The sequence below is a fragment of the Chitinophaga eiseniae genome (assembly GCF_900167135.1).
GTDB lineage: Bacteria > Bacteroidota > Bacteroidia > Chitinophagales > Chitinophagaceae > Chitinophaga > Chitinophaga eiseniae.
Genome location: NZ_FUWZ01000006.1, coordinates 203,087 through 223,926, shown reverse-complemented (window position 1 = coordinate 223,926; position 20,840 = coordinate 203,087). Strand labels below are relative to the sequence as shown.

The window sequence follows — 20,840 nt, the reverse complement described above, 5'->3', positions numbered from 1 at the left end:
CATGACGATAACTACGATCCGCAATCTGGCCGCCTGCCTGCTGTTATGTTTGCTCAGCGCCGCCTGCGCTCCCAAAAAAAAGAGGCCCAACATCCTCATGATCATGTCCGACAACCAATCATGGAACCATGCCGGTTGTTATGGCGATAAGACCGTGAGAACGCCCAACATGGACCTGATAGCCCGTCAGGGCGTAAAATTTACCAACGCCTTCTGCAGCTCTCCTTCCTGTTCACCGGCCAGGGCCGCCATGCTCACCGGTCAGGATATCTGGCGCATCGAAGAAGGTGCTAACCTGTGGGGCGTTCTTCCCACCAAACTTAAGCTCTATACCGACCTGCTGGAAGCCTCCGGCTATGAACTCGGCTTCCAGGGCAAAGGCTGGGGACCGGGCAGTTTTACAGCCAACCAACGCAAGCGGAACCCGGCCGGTAACGAATTCAATAACTTCGGCGACTTCCTCTCCGCCCGTAAAGGCGCGCCCTGGTGCTACTGGGTGAGCAGCCACGAGCCGCACCGGCCTTATGAAGTAGGCAGCGGGGAACGGTCAGGCATACACGCCGACAGCGTGCAGGTGCCCGGCTATCTGCCCGACTGCAAAGACGTACGCACGGACATCGCAGACTACTACGCCGCCGTGGAAACTTTCGACCGCGAACTGGGCGGTATCCTGCAACAGCTCCGGGAAAGCGGCGACCTGGAAAACACCGTTATCATCGTGTGCAGCGACAACGGCTGGCAGATGCCACGCGGGCTGGCCAACCTGTATGACTTTGGCACACATGTGCCCCTGATCATTTCCTGGCCCGGCAAATTCAGGGAGAATGAAACCACCGACCACCTGGTGACATTGAATGACCTGGCCCCTACCTTCCTGGAACTGGGACAGGTGGCGGTACCAAAAGAGATGACCGGCCAAAGCCTGTTGCCCGTAGTCACCAAAGGACAGGCAGCCCCCGCACGGGAGTATGTGGTGCTGGGCAGGGAACGCCACGCATTTGTACGGCAGCATGGACTGGGTTATCCCGGCAGGGCTATCCGTACACAGGATTATCTCTATATCCGCAACTACGAGCCAGACAGATGGCCGGCCGGCGACCCACCGCTGTATGGAGACATTGACCCTTACATGCTGCACTACCCCGGACTGGCCAAATGTTATATCATGGCCCATAAAGACAGCGCAGCCATCAAGCCTTTCTTTGAACTGGGTTTTGCTAAAAGACCGGCGGAAGAATTATTCGACATTAAAAACGATCCGGACGAACTGCATAACCTCGCGGCCGATCAACGTTATGCGAAACTGAAAGACTCCCTCGCCGCTAAAATGCAGGCACATCTTGTGGCCACCGGCGACCCGCGCGTTACCGGCGGGCGGCTGATCTGGGACACCACCGGGTATTTCTCGGAGATTGACAAAACGCCGCGGCCCAGCCCGGAAGCGCAACGACAGTTTAAACTGGACTCTGTATACAACTACCTGAAATAACAACGATATGAAAACAGGAAAATGGAGCTGGTGCATGTTGATCTGTTGCACCGCCATGAGTTACAACGGCAAAGCACAAACGAAAAATAGGGTCATGCCGCCTGCGATGAAACAGACCGTAGATTCGGCGCTGTCTTTCTCGGTACGGCAGTACAAACACATGATGACGGCGTTGCCGGACGACAGGTTTCCCCGTACCACCGCCAAAGACGGGACATTGATGACCGCCGAATCCCGCTGGTGGACCAGCGGCTTCTACCCAGGTACGTTATGGTATCTCTACGAATACAGCAAAGATCCGCAGATACTCGCAGAAGCAAATAAGCGCCTGCGACTGCTGGAAAAAGAGCAGTACAACCGGCAAACCCACGACCTCGGGTTTATGATGTACAACAGCTATGGCAACGCCCTGCGTATTGCGCCACAGGCGGCCTACCGGGACATCCTGCTGAACAGCGCCCGTTCACTGGCATCCCGCTTTAATGCCAGGGTGAATTGCATCCGGTCATGGGACCACGGCAACTGGCAGTTTCCCGTCATCATCGATAACATGATGAACCTGGAGTTGCTGACCTGGGCCACCCGTCAAACCGGCGACTCTACGTATTACAACATTGCTGTAAATCACGCCAATACCACGCTGCTGCACCATTTCCGTAAGGATTTCAGCACCTGGCATGTCATCGACTACGATACCCTCACCGGTAAACCTGTGGCCAAAAAGACTTTCCAGGGCGCAGCGGATTCGTCGGCCTGGGCAAGAGGACAAACCTGGGCGCTGTACGGTTACACTATGATGTACCGCGAAACCCGTAACCCACGCTATCTGCAGCAGGCGGTGGCCGTAGCAACTTTTCTGTTGCACCATCCTGCGCTGCCGAAAGACAAAATTCCTTACTGGGATTTTAATGCGGCAGATATCCCGTACGCTTACCGCGACGCTTCCGCGGCGACCGTCATGGCTTCTGCCCTGCTGGAACTGAGTACCCTCACCAAAGGCAAACAGTCGGACACCTATTGGAAAACAGCAGAGCAGATCATCGTCGTCCTTTCGTCCGATACCTACCGCGCAAAAGAAGGAGAGAATAACAACTTTATCCTGATGAAAAGCGTCGGTTCATTGCCGCATGGCGTGGAGATCAATGTGCCGTTGTCGTATGCTGATTATTATTTCGTAGAGGCGTTGATGAGATACCGCCAATATACCCGCCATTGAGAGATACAGCGGAAAGGAAAAGGCCCGGAACAAACTTTCCGGGCCTTTCTGATGCATTGTCAGTCTGTAACAGACACATAATACCCGTCAGGGTCCCTGAGGGAGAATTCATTTCTGTGGGAGTTGGCATTCACATGCGGCGGCTCTTCCACCGTTGCTTTCAGTTGCTGCGCTTTTTTCCAGGCCGCATCCAGGTCCGTCACCCGGAAAAAGAGGATCAATCCATTGCCGGCTGCCGGTGCAGGGTCCAGCATGGTAGGATGTCCGTGAGCGCCCCATTTGTGCAGGCATAACACAACCGTATCGTCTTCGGGATCGGCGAGAATTTCGAATGTACCGCCGCCGTGGCGGCTTTCACAACCCAGCAGTTGCTGATACCAGGCGGAACTTTTCTCCACGTCTTTTACTGCTATGATAATTTCAGGTCTGATCATTGGTATATTTTTTTGCCGGTCAGATTTCCCTGTTCCGTATTTTTTCCTTGTGCCCTATCCCCCACTGCACCAGTTCGTGCATCACATTGCGCAGCGAGTCTGCATAGGCGTTACGGACGTACAGCACGGTGCCGTTGTCGAGCGTTTTCCTCGAAACAAGGCCGTTCAGCTCCAGGTCTTTCAGCTCATTGGACAACACCCTCGCGGAGATGCCCGTCAACGTCCGTTGTAATTCATTAAAACGTTTATCGCCACTGGCCAGTGCTATAATGATACGCACTTTCCACTTTCCGGCGATGATGTATAGCGCGTCTTCCGCCGCCGGCATCACCGTCCGGCATTTGTCTGTGCATGTTGCTGTTTCCATATCTCTGGATTACTAACCCACAGGTTAGTGCTAACCTATGGGTTATGTTGATAATATAGCTTTTAATGACTGGTACATTTGTACCATCAAAAAAATACTCTCTGCAGAACCAAACAAAAATATTCAAAAAAACGGATCATGGGAAACATCTTGCATATCATATCGAGTGCGCGCGGGGAATCATCCAACAGCATACTGCTGGGCAACCGCATTGTAGAAAAACTGCGGCAACGGCACCCCGACAAGGAAGTGGTTGTCAACGACGTCGCCGGCCAGTCCTGGGAATGGTTACATACCAACCTGGTAAATGCCTACAGGACGCCACCCGATGCACTTACCAGCGAACAGCTGACCTTGCTGGAAACTTCTGATATGGCGGTAGCGCAGCTACAGGCGGCCGATATTGTTGTCATCGGCGTGCCGCTTTACAATTTTAACATTCCCGCCCCACTCAAAGCATGGATAGATCACGTGGTAAGACCTGCCAAAACCGTTACCTATAAAGACGGAAGACCTGCAGGGATGCTGTCGGGGAAAAAAGCCTATCTCGCCATTGCCTCCAATGGTATTTATTCCGAAGGGCCGATGGCTGCCTTTGATTTTGCAGCGCCTTACCTGCGGTATATGCTGGAATTTTTAGGCATTCCGGACGTTACCACCTACCGGATAGAGGGCGCCGGCATGACCGCCACCAGGGAAACGGCTGTAGAGAAGGGATTAGCCAGTGTGGAAAGTCTCTGATCTTATCTCTCCTAAAAATAAAGTTGGTTCTTTTTTTGGAGAACCAACTTTATTTATTCAATTTTGTTATGATAAAAGACGTCGGCATTGGAAAATTACAGAGACAGAATAGAGAAACTGAGCACGGCCATGGAAAACCTTGGCCTTACTCCGGTAGCAGCACGGGTGTATGTATACCTGCTGTTATGCGAAGGCCACCAGGCAACGTTCGAACAGATCGTAGAATACTTCGGAGTGAGTAAAAGCGCGGTGTCCAATGCCATTAAGATGCTTGAAGCAACAAAAATGATTTCTGCCAAAACGATGGGTGGGCAACGGAAACGTTATTTCTCCGCGAATGTCGTTAGTATGTTCAACGAGGATACTTTCACCGCGAAGATTAAAGTGTTTTTCCACACCCTGGACGAAATCAGGTCCATCCGCCAAACGGATGACGAACTTAACCAGGAACTGGAAGAGGTGTCCATGCTCTACAAAATGATGCTGGTGGAAATGCCGTTGATATTCGAGAGATGGAAACGGACCATCGCGCTCAACAAAGCCAGCTCTTAAGGCTTTTTTTTGTCGCGCTTGGTTCTTTATGTTCAGAACTAAAAGAATCATAATCACTTAAAATGAAAACAGGTATCCTTTTACTGTTGCTGGCCACTTATATCCGGGTGGCGGACGGACAGACCATGCCTGAAAAAGACACCGGTCAACCTACGACTACCCTGAGTCTGCAACAGTGCCTCGACTATGCCGGCACTCATCATCAGGAATTACTGGCCAAAGCCCAAACCGTCGCTGCCGCCGTGCAGGACCGCAAGGCCGCTATGGCCAAACTACTCCCGGACATTACTGTCACCGCAGCTGTGAACAACTACTGGAAAATACCCGTACAGATATTTCCCGGGGAACTGGCGGGCCAGCCTGCCGGCACTTTTGTACCGGTACGCATGGGCACCCCGTGGATGGGCAACTATGGCGCGGAAGCCTCCCTTCCGCTGGTAGACGTTAAAACATGGCAACAGATCAAACTGGCCAGGCTGCAACAGCAGTCCGGCGCCAGCGAATACCGGTCCCTGCAACGGTCCCTCCTGAAAAACGTACGCATGGCCTATTACAGCGCACAGCTGCAGCAGGACTATCTCACCGTAGCCCGGCAGTTGTACCGCAATTACCAGCAGATCCATGACCTTATCAGACTACAATTTGAAAAAGGCCTGACGGACAAAATTGCCTTTAACCAATCCGCCACCCTGTTAAAAAACAGGCTACAGGCGGCACAACAGGCAGACGTGTCTCTCCGGGAAGCATACCTCGACCTTAAATTCTGGATGGGCTTTCCGCTGGACAGCCAGCTGGCCACACAAGCCACCGACCCGTTGCCGCCGCTGGAAATCAGCCAATACAACAGTTCGCAGCTACCGGACTATGAAACGGAACAGCTGAAAGTGGCGGTCGCCGCACAACAGTACCAGCACACAAAAGCGACCTGGTATCCCAGCCTGCATCTCAAAGGTTCTTACCAGCAACTGGGCTTTGGCGATCAGTTGAATTTCATTACCCGCTCCCCCTGGTTTACTGTAGGCTACGCCGGTGTAGAACTGCGTTTCCCGTTGTCCTGGGCCAACTTCTCCGCCAAACCACGTAGTGCAAAAGCGCAATGGCAGGCAGCTTCCAGCCGGTTCAAACAATACGAATCCGAACAGGAAAAGAAATACAGACAGGAGCAAATGCTGCTGGAAAAAGCATCCGCCGACATACAGTTGCAAAAGGAAAACATCCTGCTGGCACAAGAGAATGAAACCCTGAGCACGCAAAAGATCAACAAAGGCATTATTGATATGGTACAGCTGAAAGAGATACAACAGGACCTTTACGACGCACAGGTCAAACTCAACGATGCCCGCACCGACTTTTACAAACACTTCACTGAACTTAACTATCTGCAACATCAATAAAGATCTGCATGAAAACATTGCTCTCCATCGCAGGGATGACGCTGCTGCTCATTGCCTGCAAATCCAAAACCGCTACCTACACGGTGCAGTCCCGTGTGTTGAATGAAGCGGTATATGCTTCCGGAGAAATCATGCCTGAAGCTTATTATTTCCTGAAAGCCAATTCCGCCGACCTGCTGCTGAACGTACTGGTGAAAGAAGGCGATAATGTCCGTCAAAATGAAGTCCTGGCCGTACTGGGTACCCCCGGTCAGCTGGAACAGGTGGATATCCTGCAACGGCAGGTGGCACTCGCCGGCAGCGATGCACAGGAGCATTCCGCCGCGCTCACAGAACTGAAAAGCCGTATCGCACTGGCAAAAACAAAAAAGGAACAGGACGCCCTTAACGCCGACAGATATACGGAGCTGGCACAAAGCAAAGCCGTGTCTGAAAAAGACGCAGAACAGGCCCGGGTACAGGCTGCCACCAGCGCTACGGAATACAAGACATTACAGGACCAGTACCAGACGCTGCAAAACAACCTGTCCGGCAAACTGCTGGAGGCCAGACAGCAGCTGACAGCCAGCACGCAAGGCCGCGAAGGAAAAGTGCTGAAAAGCCCTATCAACGGGCAGGTGTACAAAGTATACCTGAAAACCGGTGAGCTGGCGCAACTCAATGATCCGGTGGTGATGGTCGGGCTCCCCGGACAGTTCAAACTCGAACTGCTGGTAGACGAACGCGATATCAGCAAGATAAAAACCGGGCAGAAAGTATATTTCGAAACCGATGTTTACAAAGGCAAACAATTTTCCGCTACCATCAATAAAATCGTTCCCCTGCTGCAAAAGGAAAGCCGCAGTTTCCAGGTGGAAGCGGCCGTGCAGGACACTGTCCGCTTTTATCCGCAATCGTCGGTAGAAGCCAATATCCTTATACGGGAACGCATCAACGCACTGGTAGTGCCCTCCGATTACCTGATGAAAGGCGACAGCGTGTACCTGCAGCAAGGCAGTGAGCTTCGTAAAAGCGCCGTGGTTACAGGTGTCCGCAGTGGCGACTGGGTAGAAATCAAATCCGGTCTGAAAGCAGGCGATGTGATCGCCATAAAAGAAGCACGATGAAAATATTCACCAATATCAAACTGGCAGCGACCATTGCCTTCACGCATATGCGTGCCCGGTTGAAACAAACAGTGATCGCCACGGCAGGCGTCACGTTTGGTATCACGGTGTTCATCTTCATGGTCAGTTTTATACAGGGCTCCAACGATTTCGTACAGGCGGTAGCGTTTGAACAGTCGCCGCACCTTCGCCTGTATAACGAGATACAGACTGCTTCGTCCAATATCCTGGACAGGGCGGAACCTGACGCCATCAACGCCGTGAGTCATGTAAAACCCAAAGACATCCTGCTCAGCCTGAAGGACGGCCCTCAGATAGTACAGGAACTGCAGAAAGACCCGCGCGTGGCCGCTATTTCCGGCTCCGTGAGCTCGCAGGTATTTTACCGGCTTGGCTCCAGCAGTATCAATGGTACGATCAACGGTATCCGCTTTGAGCAGGAAAATGCGCTGTTCAACTTACAGGCAAAACTGGTAGAAGGCAGCTTCAAAGAGCTTTCCACATTGCCCAACAGCATCGTGACAGGCGTTGGGCTGGCCAGGCGGCTCAACGTTAAAACCGGCGACCGGCTGGAAGTGACCACCGAAAAAGGCAACAACTTCTCTGTAAAGGTAGTTGGCATCTTCAAGACCGGCCTTACCGACATCGACAAACAACAGAGTTACGCCAGCCTCAATACTGTGCAGCGTTTCCTCGAAGTGCCCGCCTCCTACATTACCGACATCAAAATAAAATTGCACGATATGGAACTGGCGCCGGCCATGTCCGGGGAATTGCAGGCCAAATACCACTTCCACGGCTCCGACTGGAAACAGGACAACTCCGCGCTGCTGGAGGGCGACGCCCTTCGCAAAATGATCGTATATGGCGTAGCCGTTACTATCCTGCTGGTAGCAGGATTCGGCATCTTCAACATTCTCACCATGATGATTTATGAGAAGATGAAAGACATCGCCATCCTGAAAGCCATGGGCTTTTCCGATACCGATATCCGCTGGGTATTTCTGATACAGGCGCTCATTATCGGGCTGACAGGCGCGCTGATGGGGCTGGTGTTCGGTTTCCTGGCAACGTATGGCATCTCCAAAATGCCTTATAAAAGCGATGTGATGATCACGCTGGACCATTTACCCGTGAGTTTCAGCCCCGTCTATTATGTGACCGGCTTCACCTTCGGTATTCTCACCACTACGCTGGCCGGTTATCTGCCATCCCGCAAAGCGGCCCGTGTAGATCCTATCACGATTTTAAGAGGATAACCATGAACCTGATAGAAGTAAGGAATATCAATAAATATTTTGACCAACCGACCCGGATGCAGGTGCTGACGGACGTGAGCCTCGATATAGAGAAAGGTCATTTTGTTTCCATTACCGGAAAATCCGGTAGCGGAAAATCCACGTTGCTGTACCTGTTGTCCACCATGGACACGGCTTTTGAAGGCAGCATCCGCATCAACGGTGAAGAGATGCAGGGCAAGCGCAACCGGTGGCTGGCGGATTTCCGCAATCATCATATTGGCTTCGTATTCCAGTTCCACTACCTGTTGCCCGAATTCAGTGTGCTCCGCAATGTGATGCTACCGGCGCTGAAACTGGCGCGCTACTCCCCCGCCGAGATTGAACAGAGAGCCATGGACATTTTAAAGTTACTGGGGGTAGATGGGCAGGCCACCAAGCGGGCTTCCCTGCTCTCCGGCGGACAACAGCAGCGGGTGGCCATTGCCCGCGCGCTGATCAACGAACCGCTGATCATTATGGGCGATGAGCCTACCGGGAACCTGGACAGCCAGAACGCCGCCATTGTGTTCGATCTTTTCCGTCAGCTTTCTTCGGAACGGGGACAAACCATCCTGACCGTCACGCACGATGATGATTTTGCCCGCCGTTCTGACAAGGTGATCCACCTGGTGGATGGCAGGATCGCCGGATGACAGGGTCACGCAGCTTTCTGTTGAGAAGAAGGCGTACCCAGGGCCACGCCGCCACCCCCTAATACACGGTCCCGTATCTTCAGTGCCGGCTTTTCAATCAACAGGCGGACCAGCCACGCCGCCAGGATGCAGGTTATCGTGCAACAGAACATCATCCAGCCGCTGTTTTTAGCCATGCCAAGGCCACCCAGCAGATCCTGCGTTACATGTATCACTCCCTTATGGCTCAGGTAGATGGCATAGGAAAGCGCCGCTATCAGCGTAGTGACACGGGATTGGATGCGATATAGCCAGCAACGGGGACAGACCGCCGCTGCGACGATCGCGCCATACCCGGCGGACACTAACGGGAAACCATATACGGTCGATACCGGAGAAAAACTGTTTTCCGTTACAAACCAAGTAGCAGTCAGTAATACCACACCTGCGATGAACAGACCGTTGGCATAACGATTGACCCATTCTTTGGCCAACGGTCTGAACTGAAACAGCGCGGCTATCGCCACGCCGGCAAGCAGCCCGTCCAGCCGGTTGTATACCGGATAATAGATGGCGCGGTACCAGATCACCCAAAAATTGGGGTCGTCGCCTGCAGGCGCTACCTGCCAGGTATATATCGACCAGCGGCAAAGAAAACCTCCTGCAAAAAGCACCGGTATCAGCCAGAAAGCTTTACGGCCAGCCTTCACATACAGCAACAGGGAGAGCAGGCAGGGAAACAAAATGTAAAACTGCTCCTCCACACAGAGCGACCAGGCATGAGAGAAAGTACCGTGTGTTTTGAGGTTTAGTCCGAAGTTCTGTGTAAACGTAAGAAATTTCCACAGGGGCGGCAACATTTCTTTCTCCCTGAAAACAGGTAGAAAAAAATACAAAGTTAGTACTAACAGGTATGGTGGAATGATGCGGAAAAAACGTTTGATATAAAACGGTTTCAGTTTAACCGTCCCCGTATCTGCCACTTCCCTGAACAGCTGGCCGGCAATGAGGTAACCGCTAAGGACGAAAAACAGGTCCACCCCTGTCCAGCCAAAACGAGCCGGCGTGTCCAGCCATTCAGGATGCGGAAAAATGCGGTAGTGATAATAGAAGACAAAGAAAATAGCGAATGCCCGCAGGTGATCGAGTGATGCGATCTTCTGTGGCAACGCGTGAACAGCGTTCCGGAATTGGGTGGACATAAACTTATGTTGGGAGATTTTTTGTATATGCCAAATGTAACAAACGATTTATTCTTTTTATTTTTTTTCTGCGGCAACTATTCCTGTAAATTACAAAGACGAGCCTCCGGTCGTAATTCGTAATTCGTAATTCGTAATTCGTAATTAATTATGCTTTCTACCCACCATCAGGTTTTTATTGAAGTGGCCCGGGAGAAAAGTTTCTCCAAGGCCAGCCAGACCCTGTTTATCTCGCAGCCGGCCATCAGCAAACATGTGAAGTACCTGGAAGAATATTACAGAACGCGATTATTTGAGCGGAAAGGCATCCAGATATCGCTGACAGACGCCGGCAGCTTTTTACTGAAACGGCTGTTGCAGGTCGCTAATATTCAGGCTGATACAGAGTTTGAGATGGCCGCTTTCAGTGACAAGCACCAGGCCAAGGGTTTGCTGAAACTGGGCGCCAGCACTACCGTTGCCTTATACATACTGCCCAAGGTGCTGTCTGCCTTTCAGCAGGAGTATCCGCAGGTGGAGATCAATCTGCTGAACCGTAATGCCGAAATCGTGCTGGCGGCCTTATTAAACCAGGAGATCAACCTGGGTATTATAGAAGGCCGGGGCAAGCTGACCAACGTGGTGTACCACCCTTTTATCAATGACCAGGTCATTGCCGTTTGCGGCAGAAAAAGCGGGTTATCCAAAACGAGACATTATCCGCTCAAAGAAGTATTGCGGATGCCTGTTGCCCTGCGGGAACGTGGCAGTGGCACCCTGGAAGCGCTGAAAGACGCGTTGCAGAAACACAAGACCGGCATTGATGAATTACAGATCAAAGCGCGGTTAGGTGGCACTGAGGCGCTGAAGAACTTCCTGATAGAGTCGGGCTGCATCGGATTCCTGCCCAAACGTTCTGTGTTCAAGGAACTGAAGCAGGGTGACCTGACAGAGATTTCTTTTGAGGGACTTCACATAGAAAGAAGTTTTTACTTCATTCAGCGGAAAGGCGAGACCAGTGAGCTGAATAAAAAACTGATCCGTTACGCCAGAAGCATATATAACCAATAGTTATAGGTTATAACAAAATCGACCATCTGTTTGTTATAGGTCATGCCTACATTTACAAGGAATGACACTCACGAAAAAGAACATATCGCATCTCACCACTTTGTTGTGCCCCCGCTGCGGAAAGTTATACGACGCCACCGTGTTGCAGTCGTACGCCACCTGCTGCCAGCAGCCGCTGACAGCTGCCTACACCTGCGACCTGCCTGCACCTGATTTTATGAAAGGCCGGGACCACAGCATCTGGCGGTACCGCGAAATGCTGCCGGTAGCTGACCCCCGTCATATTGTAAGCCTTGGGGAAGGCGGCACGCCGCTGACCACCCTGCACACGCTCAGCGCACGCGCAGGCGTACAGATATTACTGAAAGATGAAAGCGTAAACCCCACCGGCTCGTTCAAAGCCCGGGGCATCAGCGTGGCGGTATCCAAAGCACAGGAACTGGGTGTCAGCCATTGTATCATCCCCTCCGCCGGGAACGCAGGCGGCGCCTTAAGTGCCTATTGCGCCAAAGCAGGGATGAAAGCGACGGTGATCATGCCGCGGCATACGCCGGCAACCCTGCAGGAAGAGTGCCGCCTGTACGGGGCAGAACTGCTGCTCACCGACGGACTGATAGACAGCTGCGGCCGCAGGGCACGGCAGCTGGTACAGGAAACCGGCGGCTTCGATATGTCCACCTTAAAAGAACCCTACCGTCTGGAAGGAAAAAAAACGATGGGCTATGAAATCGCCGAACAGCTGCACTGGCAGTTGCCCGATGTGATTATTTACCCCACCGGCGGCGGCACCGGCCTGATAGGCATGTGGAAAGCCTTCCGCGAAATGCAGCAGCTGGGGTGGATTACCGGTAAGCTGCCCAGAATGATTATTATTCAATCTCAAAATTGTGCTCCCATGGTACAGTACATCGAAAACGGAAACCTACCGGATGACTTCAGCGGTTATCCGTCCATCGCTTATGGACTGGCTGTTCCACAGCCTTTTGCAAAAGACATGATGCAGGAAGTAATCCGGCAAAGCGACGGGAAAGCGCTGACCGTCACGGAAGAAGAAATGGAAGCCGGCATCTCCGAAATTGCCGAAGCAGAGGGCATATTGTTATCGCCCGAAGGCAGCGCCACCTATATGGGGCTGAAAAAACTGATTGAAAAGGACTGGGTACAGGAAGATGAACAGGCCTTGCTGTTCAATACCGGCTCCTGGTACAAATACCGTTGATCATGGAAGCCTTAGGGCTTTCCTGATCAACTCAGGCCTGGCCTTCTTCCCACCCCTGAAGAAGGTCGCGCAGGAACTTTCTGGATTTGTTGGCTTCATACCCGAAGCTCAGCCTCACCATCAGGTAACCGAATACCAGCATCGGAAAAGGTACCAGTAACTGTGGTTCAAATTTACTTCCCGCACGGACTCCATTAATGATCGCTCCTACGCACAACACCAGGCCCACCACCACAGCCCCAAACCATAGCGCCATAAATATCCGCACGAACAACGCCAGCTGCATGTTGATCCTGACAGCGGTATGTACTACCTCATGGCTGACTTCTCCCCTGATCTCCGGCAGAAAGGAATTACGATAGCTGATAATACGGCTGATGAAAAAACCGTCCATACCAACCGAACCCTGGTAAGGCTTGGCAGCCTTAGGTTTAGACCACCCGATCCGGATCTGCAGGTTGTTACTTTTAGGCTCCACATTCGCCTCCAGGCGTGTCTTTATTTCCCCCGGGGAGAGTTTGGTTAACAACGTATAACGTTCTATCGGTAAGAATTTCATGAATGATTATTGAGCTTGACTAATCTAATATTGTTGGCAGCCAGTTCATCCGTCTAAAGTAAGATTTTCACCCGATGTCGCAAATACCCCTTTACAAAGTCGCCTCATCCCCCCAGCGGAGCGGCAGGAGCGTTTTACCTTTGGGATGTTATCAAACATCTTCCATCCTTCGTTGTTAAAAAATAAATACTATGGCAAACAAAATCATCACCCAGAGAATTTCACCACACCTGTGGTTTGAGAACCAGGCTGAAGAAGCGGCCAGGTTCTATACGGCTATCTTTAAAAATTCTTCCATAGGCAACATCACCCATTACACCGAAGCCGGTCACGATATACACGGAATGCCGGCCGGCGCTGTGCTGACGGTTGACTTTACGCTGGACGGGCAGCATTTTATAGCGCTCAATGGCGGCCCGTATTTTAAATTCAACGAGGCCGTCTCCTTTATGGTCAACTGTGAATCACAGGAAGAGATAGACTACTACTGGGAAAAACTGCGTGCCGGCGGCGACCCCAAAGCTGATCAATGCGGCTGGCTCAAAGATAAATTCGGCCTGTCCTGGCAGGTAGCACCGGTACAAGTGAGCGAAATGCTCATGGATAAAGACAAAGAACGCCTCAGCCGCGTGATGAACGCTATCTTCAAGATGAAAAAGCTGGACCTTAAAGCAATAGAAGAAGCTTATGGTGCACCGGTCGGCGTCAAATAATCAATTACTTCTATATATCAAAAGCCTGCCGGTGAAAAATACATCGGCAGGCTTTTTTAAATCGTGGCAATACGATAACTTCCCTGTCACTATCGGAAGTAACCTTATGAAATACATCGGTTGCCTCTTTATCGCCCTGTGGCTGCTCCCCCACAGTAGCAATGCACAGCTGCCGGCATTAACCACGAAGCAGCAGGACGCCATCTCGCAGCACTACGTCAATGTCTGCTGCGGCTGCAACACAAAGTGGAAACACAGGCCGTCATGCAGAAAGCCTATGAAGATTTCAGACAGGGTTATACGTTTACGGAAGACAATAAAATATACGAGACGTACCCCTACCAGGTCAGCGCATGGATGTACCCCGCAACATTCAAAAAGTAACTTATCTCCTGGTGATTTTTCTGAAGACAATTTCGCGGCGGGTCGCAAAGCCCATATGCTCATAGAGCCTGATAGCACGCTCATTGGCCACAGACACGTGCAGCATGGAAGTAATCCCTTCCCCGGCATGCTGCCGGCACAAACGGGTAATCAATTGTTGCGCAAGCCCTCTGCCGGTATAGGCCGGATCGGTAACAATAGCACTCAGCTCCGAGAACCCTTTCATGCGCATCCTTTCGCCTGCCATGGCCACCAGACGGCCTTCCTGCCGGATGCCGTAATAGGTGCCGAGCAACGGTGTCCCGGGATTGAAATAACCCGGTTGCACGCGGTTCACCAGGTCGTACATATCAGCACCATCGGCTGCGGTCATCACAGAGATGTCCACCGGTGTTTTCACGGGCACGTCAGCCATGTCCTGCAGCACCATCTGCGCACAGGGCAGTTCATGTACCAGCTGCCAGTTCGCCGGCAGCGGGGGTAACGCTCCGATCAGGTAAAACGATTCGCCTTCGTGTATCCATGGCTGTAACTCGTCCAGCGAATGACCGGCTGCATGATCGCAGGCAATAAAAGAGAGAATTTCCTGCCGGTACCGTTTACAGTGATCGGTACCTTCCGCTAAAGGAGCCTGCACGGTTGTCAGCGCGCTCCAGGCAGGATTGTCCAGTGATTGTTCGGCTGTCGTTTCCAAAGCTGTTTATATTAATCTCTTACAAATTTAGCCATTTAGCCGAAACTCCCGGCAACGATCACATATACATTTTTACGGCTTTGGATAAACCTATCGGTCAAGACGAATACTGGTACCATCTTTCAACCTAACAGCGGATACTGTGTGATAATGATAGATCATAAGTACATCCGTCGCACTCGCTCCATATTAACTTAACGTTAAGATCCTGGCTAAACAGTCTGAATGCACGCAAAAGGCACATCAAGATAATTTAACCAGGATCTTTTTTCGGAGATCAGTGAGGTTCCCGAACAACCCTTTCTTTCAACAATATACTTGACAGACTAGAAGCTGTATCTACAACCGATCTGGAACTGGAAGGGGTTACCGGTGGGCTCTACGGACCCATCGGTATTCACACCGTAGTTAAACCGCTGGTTAACCACGTCAAAGCCTTCTCTTTTGTACAGGCCCTGGTTACCCAGGTTTTTATACGTTCCCCATTTTTTGTTGAAGACGTTGGCTACGTTAAACAAGTCTGCTGAAACTTCGAAGCCCTGCTTTTTGGTTTTTCCGAAAGAGAACTTCTTACTTGCCCGCAGGTCGAACGTACCATAGAATCCATTGATACCACCGTTTCTTTCGGCCATTCTGCCGGCATACCTGCGGATATAGTCCTTGATGCTGGGGCTGGCCTTGGGATTATCCAGCACTGCCTGCAGGCCGTCACGCACGTTCTTGGGCACTGCACTGCTGTTGGGATCGAAGATATATGCGAGATCGTTGGTGCCGTTTACAAAATCGCCGTTACTGTTCACGCCGGACAACAGGCTGTAACGGGTACCGCCTATACCGGAATAACGGATGCCCAGGTTAAACCCTTTCCAGGTGGGCGATACCGCGTAGAACACTACTTTGTGCCTGAACTGGTTATCTGAATAGGTGATATTACTTAGGTTGCGCGGATCATCTTTCACGGGCAGGGAAAGCGTAGCCGAGTTGGCCACGTTTCCATTGAAGGAGGTGTTGTCCTTCGTATCATTCCAGGTATAACTGAAGGACAGTTCACCGTCTTTGTAATAGTTATAGGACACATCCACTACCACTGCCATCTGGTTTACCTTTCCGTCACTGTTCAGTTCCAGCACACGGCCCAGGTTTTTGCTGATACGACCGTCTTTCCAGTTGGGAATTCCGTCTTTGGTCATTGTATTCAGCGGAACGAACACCCCGCGGTTATCTTCGTCTTTCAGGGTAAAGAAAGGTGTTTGCGCCATATTACGGTCTACATAGAAATAGTTGTTTCTTGCCAGCGTGAGGTATCCGGTAATGCCGGCCCTCAATCTTTCGGTAATAAAGCGTGTATAGGAAATGTTGGCTTTATATACGACCGGCACCTTTGCATCAGGGCCGTTCGTATTGATGGTAGGCAACTGGAATTGTGCCAGCGTGGGTTTTGACGCGGGGTTATCGCGGAAACCGATGAAGTCTGCCGCCGGAACATCAGCGCCTCTTACATCCACTGTCCCGAAGTGTTTGCCATCGAAAGTGAGATTATTGATCACTACATAGTTGTTGATGTCTGAAGCAAATACGCCCGCGCCTATACGAATGTAGTCGCGGTGATTTTCCTGCACGTCCCAGGTCAGCTGGAAGCGCGGCTGGATAATAAAGGAGCGCAATTTATGGTCCGTCCGCACCCCCAGTTCATCAAACACCAACTGGTTAAAAGGTGAGGTAGGATAATGTGCGTAATCTCCCCGGAGACCGGCTGTAATTTCCATACCGGTGGCGATTTTCGTCTGCAATTGTCCGTAAAAGCCAATGTTGAAAATATTGGACACCACGCTGGGATCATCCATCAGCGGCACCTCCCGATAGAAGTTGTAAGGTTTGTTGGCCATTAACCCGGAAATGGTGTTATAGTGAAAACGGCCGTTCACTTCACTGCCGTAAAGGGACCTGGCATGTGTGTACATGAAGTCCACCCCGAACGTATAGCGGATGCTGTTAGTATTGTAGTAGAGATTGTTCACCAGTTGAAAAACGTTGTTCCTGAAGAACTCCTGCGCAAAACGATGACCTCCGAACTCAACGTTGGTAGAACGGTTACCGGTAGCGGTAACGGAAGAAATATTTTCTACAATGGCTCTGGGAATATTGGATGCAGGCAGCTGATTGCCTGGTTCGCTGCTCTGGTAAGTGTACAGGTGCTGCACCTTCAGTTCGTTCGTTAATTTGGAATTAACAGAAGAACGAAGCGTTACCAGGAAACTGTTGTCAAAGTTAAAGTCATTCCCTGTCGACTCATAAAGATTGATGGGCGTGTTATCCACGAGTCCCAGCTTGTTATTATCATTGGTGAGATTGTTACGGATCGTCAGCAGGTTGTTTTTGTTGATCTGCCAGTCGAGGCGCAGAAATACGGCATCGGATGTACGTTTTTTATCGAAAGAGCCGTACTGTCGCTGGGTGGGTGAAATGCCATACTTTTCGCGCCCTATTTGCACCACTGAATCGAGTTTAGCCCGGGTGATCTTGAAAAAGTCTTCATCAGCCGCAGTTTGTATATCGGCAATCACCAGGGATCGCTTGTCCACCTGGCGGTCCCAGGTAACGAAAAAGTGCAGCTTATCCTTGATGAGCGGGCCACCCAGCGAGAAACCAAACTGATAGGTGGAATAGTCGTTAGCACGTTTGTTACCTTTGATGTCGTATTTACTGGTCAGCCAGTTGGCCCGGCCAAAGCCAAAGACGAAGCCGGTGAGCGTGTTGGTACCGGACTTGGTCACGGCGCTTACCGTACCGCCGCCACTGCGGCCGTAAGTCACATCGTACTGGTTGGTCACTACTTTAAACTCGCGTACCGCCTCAATGGAAATGGAATAAGGCGCGCCGCTGCGACTGGTAGTCGCGCCCGCAGAAGTAGGGTTCTTGGCCGTCATACCATCGATCGAGAAGTTGGTGGACGAGCCCAGCTGACCGGAAATATTGCCACCTCTGCTCAATGGGGAGAGGTCCATCAGGTTGGCGAAATTCCTGCCGTTAACCGGCATTTTGTTCATCAGCTTGGGGGACACGGACGTCGCAGCGCCGAGGTTCTCTACTTTTCCTTTTGCGTTGGCATTGCCCGTCACCGTGATACCCGCTATTTGTTTTACGCTGGAGCCCAATGTAAAACTGACACCGATCACATCGCCCTGGTTAAGGTTATAACCGTTTTTTTTCAGCTCTTCATAGCCCAGGTAACGCGCCACAATCGAATAAGGTCCTCCGAGTGGCAGCTCCTTAAATACATAGTCGCCTTTGGCATTGGAAACCGTCCGGCTGGTGAAACCGGTAGATTCGTTGCGGATCATCACCGAAGCACCGGGCACCGGTTGCTTGCGCTCATCGGTAATCGTGCCCTGTATGGATGCCTGCGTGGTCTGGGCCGCCAGGGGCTGCAGAAAAAGGCAATATGTCAATAAAGACAATAGAAAAAGAAAGTGACAGATAGGTTTCATATGGTTTTAAATTTTTTCAGGTGGACGAAAATATAGTTGGTATAATGAAAATCATACGCTTACGTCGATTCATAACGTAAAATTCACATTGCCACCTGTCTTCGGCTTTTCAATTTTGGTTGAATATGATTAGAAAAATAAGAAATAAAAACATAAAAAGAAAACAAACAAAACAAATCGAAACAAACTGATCATTAATTTTTTTTTAAAAAAATATAGGGAGATGATCACCGCCTGCTGTTTTACCTCTCTCCTGCTGTCCTAATTTTAAGTGGATTTATAATGATGTTTACTTTAAGCTTATGACAAGAGACTTTTAAACCCAAGCCCGACAAAACATGCTTATTGGCGCGACAGCGCCGTTACAACGAACAAGAAACCCTCAAAAACTATTGAAAATCTTATTTAATGCTGTCACATGTACACATCCACCCAACCCCGCATTACGACCCTCTTAAAGGCGCCCCTGCTGGCAGGTACCGCCGGCCTCACCAGCCCGGAAGAAAGACGCCCCGTGGTCCTCTCCAATTCACTGGCCCTTATCGTTACCCTGATGGTACTGGGCATCGGCTCTTATTTTTATGCATTGCATCCCACACCGTTTATCCTGGTGCCGGTGGTAACAGAAGCCGCCGGCTTTATGATAGTCATCCTGCTGAATCATTACCGGCAGTATTTCAGGGCCAGCCTGATCATGTTGCTGATACACGGCATCTTCGCCGTGTACTGGAGCTGCCTGCTGGAAGACGCCATCCCCACCGACCTGGTAGTCGCTTTCCTGGCGGTGATTGTCTTTCATCTTTGCAGTACCTTTTTTCTTAACAAGGAGCGTAAGGTGTTATTGTCCACACTGGTGATCACCCTGTCTTTGATAGCGCTGGTGCATGTCAACCGCAGGCATCCGGTGATTGTGCCGCTGCAGCTGAGCGACAACGCCGAGTATATGATGCACCTGCTGACATCCGCGGGCTTCGTGACCATGATGGTGCTGGTCATGTCGTTTTATATCGGTAAGATCCATGCCCTGCTGCAGTCGGAAAGAAAGGCTAAAGAGGCGTCCATCGCTAAAAGCACATTCCTGCGGGAAACCTACCACGAGCTACGTACACCCCTCAACGCTATTTATGGTATCGCCCAGTTGCTGCAACTGCGTAAAAGCGACCAGCAGAATACGGAAGAACGCCGCGAGATAGACGACCTGTATTCCGCCTGTTATATCGCGCGCAATATCATCAACAATGTGCTGGACATGTCGCGCATCGATGCGGGCAGGTTTAATACCGTTATCCGGGAATCGCTGGACCTGAAAGAGTGTGTAGGGCATTGTACAGCCATCAGCCGTTATATAGCGCACTCGCGGGGCATTATCATTCGTGAAAGCTTCGACCAGCAACTACCGGCCATTATCCGCAGTGACAAAATCATTCTCACAAAAATCATCAACAACCTCCTCTCCAACGCTGTGAAATTCGCTACCGGAAACAGTATCGTGTCTGTCACCTGCGAACGTCACGGGCAGCAGATTCTCTGTCGGGTCATCAATGAAGGCATTATTCACCCTGAAAAGGCGCAGCATATCTTTGAAGCCTTTGTATCTGAGCGTAACCAGATCACCGAGGCTACCGGGCTGGGACTGTCTATCACCAAACACCTCGTCACCCTGCTGGGTGGCCGTATCTACATAGAACCGGACGAGATGAGCACCCATACCATTATTGCTTTCACGCTGCCGCTGGAAACAGCCCGGGGAAGCAGTCATACCCCCATCAAACAACATTACCGGCGGAATGTATTTCCGGGAGCAACAGCGCTGGTCATAGAAGACGACCCTGTCAGCAGTGCGCTGCTCACCAAAATCCTGGCCCATATGGGCATCATTCCCTCCCTTTGCCACGACGGCGAAGCTGCGCTGCACCGGATACGGCTGGAGCGTCCGGACATTATTATCACCGACCTTCACATGTCCGGTATGAGTGGCCAGGAACTGCTGTGGCAACTGCGCCGCGACAGTTTTCTGAAAGACATACCCGTACTGATAGTATCGGGAGACGCTTTTGTCTCTGTAAAAGAAGAGCTGTTACGCGCAGGCGCCAGTGCCTATATTTCGAAGCCGGTACATTTCAACGAACTCTATCAGGCCTTGTCCGCGCACCTGCCCCGTTTTCAGACACCTGCCTGACAATGCCGTTCTGCCAATGTCCCCTGCCTCTTGCGGAGCCTTCTCCGTGCGTCATATTTTTTTCTGCATCTTCCATTAATTTCGTACTTTTTACGGCCCTCAACGCTTACGGATATAGGAAAAATAAAATTATTCAGCACT

General features: G+C 51.1%; 18 protein-coding genes. 12 read left to right on the top strand and 6 right to left on the bottom strand.

Annotation, left to right across the window (positions count from 1 at the left end; genetic code table 11):
• Window position 1 precedes the first annotated feature (1 nt).
• Window positions 2-1,489 carry a sulfatase family protein gene (locus B5D63_RS29935; RefSeq protein ID WP_078672560.1) on the top strand — a complete coding sequence of 496 codons (1,488 nt, stop codon included), beginning with the start codon at window positions 2-4 and terminating at the stop codon, window positions 1,487-1,489.
• A 7-nt stretch (window positions 1,490-1,496) separates the two neighbouring features.
• Window positions 1,497-2,705: a YyaL domain-containing protein gene (locus tag B5D63_RS29930; RefSeq protein WP_078672559.1), complete on the top strand. Its 1,209-nt coding sequence runs from the start codon at window positions 1,497-1,499 to the stop codon at window positions 2,703-2,705.
• Window positions 2,706-2,764: 59 nt separating this feature from the next.
• Here B5D63_RS29930 and B5D63_RS29925 read toward each other — a convergent pair whose 3' ends face one another.
• The gene (locus B5D63_RS29925; RefSeq protein ID WP_078672558.1) at window positions 2,765-3,139 is read right to left on the bottom strand and encodes a VOC family protein; all 375 of its coding nucleotides are present in this window, start codon (window positions 3,137-3,139) and stop codon (window positions 2,765-2,767) included.
• A 19-nt stretch (window positions 3,140-3,158) separates the two neighbouring features.
• Window positions 3,159-3,506, bottom strand: a complete 348-nt coding sequence (locus B5D63_RS29920) for a winged helix-turn-helix transcriptional regulator (protein ID WP_078672557.1) — start codon at window positions 3,504-3,506, stop codon at window positions 3,159-3,161.
• A gap of 138 nt (window positions 3,507-3,644) precedes the next feature.
• Here B5D63_RS29920 and B5D63_RS29915 point away from each other — a divergent pair, with 138 nt between their 5' ends.
• From B5D63_RS29915 to B5D63_RS29890, 6 genes are all read left to right on the top strand, one after another.
• A complete protein-coding gene (locus B5D63_RS29915; RefSeq protein ID WP_078672556.1) occupies window positions 3,645-4,247 on the top strand; it encodes an FMN-dependent NADH-azoreductase in 603 nt (200 codons plus the stop codon).
• An 87-nt stretch (window positions 4,248-4,334) separates the two neighbouring features.
• Window positions 4,335-4,799 carry a GbsR/MarR family transcriptional regulator gene (locus B5D63_RS29910; RefSeq protein WP_078672555.1) on the top strand — a complete coding sequence of 155 codons (465 nt, stop codon included), beginning with the start codon at window positions 4,335-4,337 and terminating at the stop codon, window positions 4,797-4,799.
• Window positions 4,800-4,861: 62 nt separating this feature from the next.
• A complete protein-coding gene (locus B5D63_RS29905) occupies window positions 4,862-6,193 on the top strand; it encodes a TolC family protein (protein WP_078672554.1) in 1,332 nt (443 codons plus the stop codon).
• Window positions 6,194-6,201: 8 nt separating this feature from the next.
• The gene (locus B5D63_RS29900; protein ID WP_078672553.1) at window positions 6,202-7,299 is read left to right on the top strand and encodes a permuted SH3 domain-containing protein; all 1,098 of its coding nucleotides are present in this window, start codon (window positions 6,202-6,204) and stop codon (window positions 7,297-7,299) included.
• Window positions 7,296-8,558, top strand: coding sequence for an ABC transporter permease (locus B5D63_RS29895; protein WP_200817124.1), 1,263 nt, complete (start codon window positions 7,296-7,298; stop codon window positions 8,556-8,558). The genes B5D63_RS29900 and B5D63_RS29895 overlap by 4 nt, the downstream gene beginning before the upstream one ends.
• 2 nt (window positions 8,559-8,560) lie before the next feature.
• Entirely contained in the window at window positions 8,561-9,232 is a 672-nt protein-coding gene (locus B5D63_RS29890) for an ABC transporter ATP-binding protein (protein WP_078672552.1), read from the top strand.
• Between the two features lie 5 nt (window positions 9,233-9,237).
• On the opposite strand, the gene B5D63_RS29885 is transcribed toward B5D63_RS29890, so the two are convergent.
• Complete coding sequence (locus B5D63_RS29885; protein WP_078672551.1) at window positions 9,238-10,413, bottom strand: acyltransferase family protein; 1,176 nt, start codon at window positions 10,411-10,413, stop codon at window positions 9,238-9,240.
• A 150-nt stretch (window positions 10,414-10,563) separates the two neighbouring features.
• Here B5D63_RS29885 and B5D63_RS29880 point away from each other — a divergent pair, with 150 nt between their 5' ends.
• Together B5D63_RS29880 and B5D63_RS29875 are read left to right on the top strand one after the other, a co-directional pair.
• Window positions 10,564-11,463: a LysR substrate-binding domain-containing protein gene (locus B5D63_RS29880; protein WP_078672550.1), complete on the top strand. Its 900-nt coding sequence runs from the start codon at window positions 10,564-10,566 to the stop codon at window positions 11,461-11,463.
• Between the two features lie 61 nt (window positions 11,464-11,524).
• Window positions 11,525-12,682, top strand: coding sequence for a threonine synthase (locus B5D63_RS29875; RefSeq protein ID WP_078672549.1), 1,158 nt, complete (start codon window positions 11,525-11,527; stop codon window positions 12,680-12,682).
• A gap of 31 nt (window positions 12,683-12,713) precedes the next feature.
• On the opposite strand, the gene B5D63_RS29870 is transcribed toward B5D63_RS29875, so the two are convergent.
• Window positions 12,714-13,241, bottom strand: a complete 528-nt coding sequence (locus tag B5D63_RS29870; RefSeq protein ID WP_078672548.1) for a hypothetical protein — start codon at window positions 13,239-13,241, stop codon at window positions 12,714-12,716.
• 191 nt (window positions 13,242-13,432) lie between these two features.
• Here B5D63_RS29870 and B5D63_RS29865 point away from each other — a divergent pair, with 191 nt between their 5' ends.
• Window positions 13,433-13,954 carry a VOC family protein gene (locus B5D63_RS29865; protein ID WP_078672547.1) on the top strand — a complete coding sequence of 174 codons (522 nt, stop codon included), beginning with the start codon at window positions 13,433-13,435 and terminating at the stop codon, window positions 13,952-13,954.
• A gap of 385 nt (window positions 13,955-14,339) precedes the next feature.
• Here the strand turns inward: B5D63_RS29865 and B5D63_RS29860 are convergent, their stop codons facing one another.
• A complete protein-coding gene (locus tag B5D63_RS29860; protein ID WP_078672546.1) occupies window positions 14,340-15,032 on the bottom strand; it encodes a GNAT family N-acetyltransferase in 693 nt (230 codons plus the stop codon).
• A 326-nt stretch (window positions 15,033-15,358) separates the two neighbouring features.
• A complete protein-coding gene (locus tag B5D63_RS29855) occupies window positions 15,359-18,520 on the bottom strand; it encodes a TonB-dependent receptor (protein WP_078672545.1) in 3,162 nt (1,053 codons plus the stop codon).
• Window positions 18,521-18,938: 418 nt separating this feature from the next.
• Here B5D63_RS29855 and B5D63_RS29850 point away from each other — a divergent pair, with 418 nt between their 5' ends.
• Window positions 18,939-20,699 carry a hybrid sensor histidine kinase/response regulator gene (locus tag B5D63_RS29850; RefSeq protein ID WP_078672544.1) on the top strand — a complete coding sequence of 587 codons (1,761 nt, stop codon included), beginning with the start codon at window positions 18,939-18,941 and terminating at the stop codon, window positions 20,697-20,699.
• The last annotated feature ends 141 nt before the right edge of the window (window positions 20,700-20,840 follow it).

Excerpts from the sequence above, each read along its gene's own strand:
- B5D63_RS29935 (WP_078672560.1), top strand. The coding sequence starts at position 2 with ATGACGATAACTACGATCCGCAATCTGGCCGCCTGCCTGCTGTTATGT.
- B5D63_RS29930 (WP_078672559.1), top strand. The coding sequence starts at position 1,497 with ATGAAAACAGGAAAATGGAGCTGGTGCATGTTGATCTGTTGCACCGCC.
- B5D63_RS29925 (WP_078672558.1), bottom strand. The coding sequence starts at position 3,139 with ATGATCAGACCTGAAATTATCATAGCAGTAAAAGACGTGGAGAAAAGT.
- B5D63_RS29920 (WP_078672557.1), bottom strand. The coding sequence starts at position 3,506 with ATGGAAACAGCAACATGCACAGACAAATGCCGGACGGTGATGCCGGCG.
- B5D63_RS29915 (WP_078672556.1), top strand. The coding sequence starts at position 3,645 with ATGGGAAACATCTTGCATATCATATCGAGTGCGCGCGGGGAATCATCC.
- B5D63_RS29905 (WP_078672554.1), top strand. The coding sequence starts at position 4,862 with ATGAAAACAGGTATCCTTTTACTGTTGCTGGCCACTTATATCCGGGTG.
- B5D63_RS29900 (WP_078672553.1), top strand. The coding sequence starts at position 6,202 with ATGAAAACATTGCTCTCCATCGCAGGGATGACGCTGCTGCTCATTGCC.
- B5D63_RS29895 (WP_200817124.1), top strand. The coding sequence starts at position 7,296 with ATGAAAATATTCACCAATATCAAACTGGCAGCGACCATTGCCTTCACG.
- B5D63_RS29890 (WP_078672552.1), top strand. The coding sequence starts at position 8,561 with ATGAACCTGATAGAAGTAAGGAATATCAATAAATATTTTGACCAACCG.
- B5D63_RS29885 (WP_078672551.1), bottom strand. The coding sequence starts at position 10,413 with ATGTCCACCCAATTCCGGAACGCTGTTCACGCGTTGCCACAGAAGATC.
- B5D63_RS29880 (WP_078672550.1), top strand. The coding sequence starts at position 10,564 with ATGCTTTCTACCCACCATCAGGTTTTTATTGAAGTGGCCCGGGAGAAA.
- B5D63_RS29875 (WP_078672549.1), top strand. The coding sequence starts at position 11,525 with ATGACACTCACGAAAAAGAACATATCGCATCTCACCACTTTGTTGTGC.
- B5D63_RS29870 (WP_078672548.1), bottom strand. The coding sequence starts at position 13,241 with ATGAAATTCTTACCGATAGAACGTTATACGTTGTTAACCAAACTCTCC.
- B5D63_RS29865 (WP_078672547.1), top strand. The coding sequence starts at position 13,433 with ATGGCAAACAAAATCATCACCCAGAGAATTTCACCACACCTGTGGTTT.
- B5D63_RS29855 (WP_078672545.1), bottom strand. The coding sequence starts at position 18,520 with ATGAAACCTATCTGTCACTTTCTTTTTCTATTGTCTTTATTGACATAT.
- B5D63_RS29850 (WP_078672544.1), top strand. The coding sequence starts at position 18,939 with ATGTACACATCCACCCAACCCCGCATTACGACCCTCTTAAAGGCGCCC.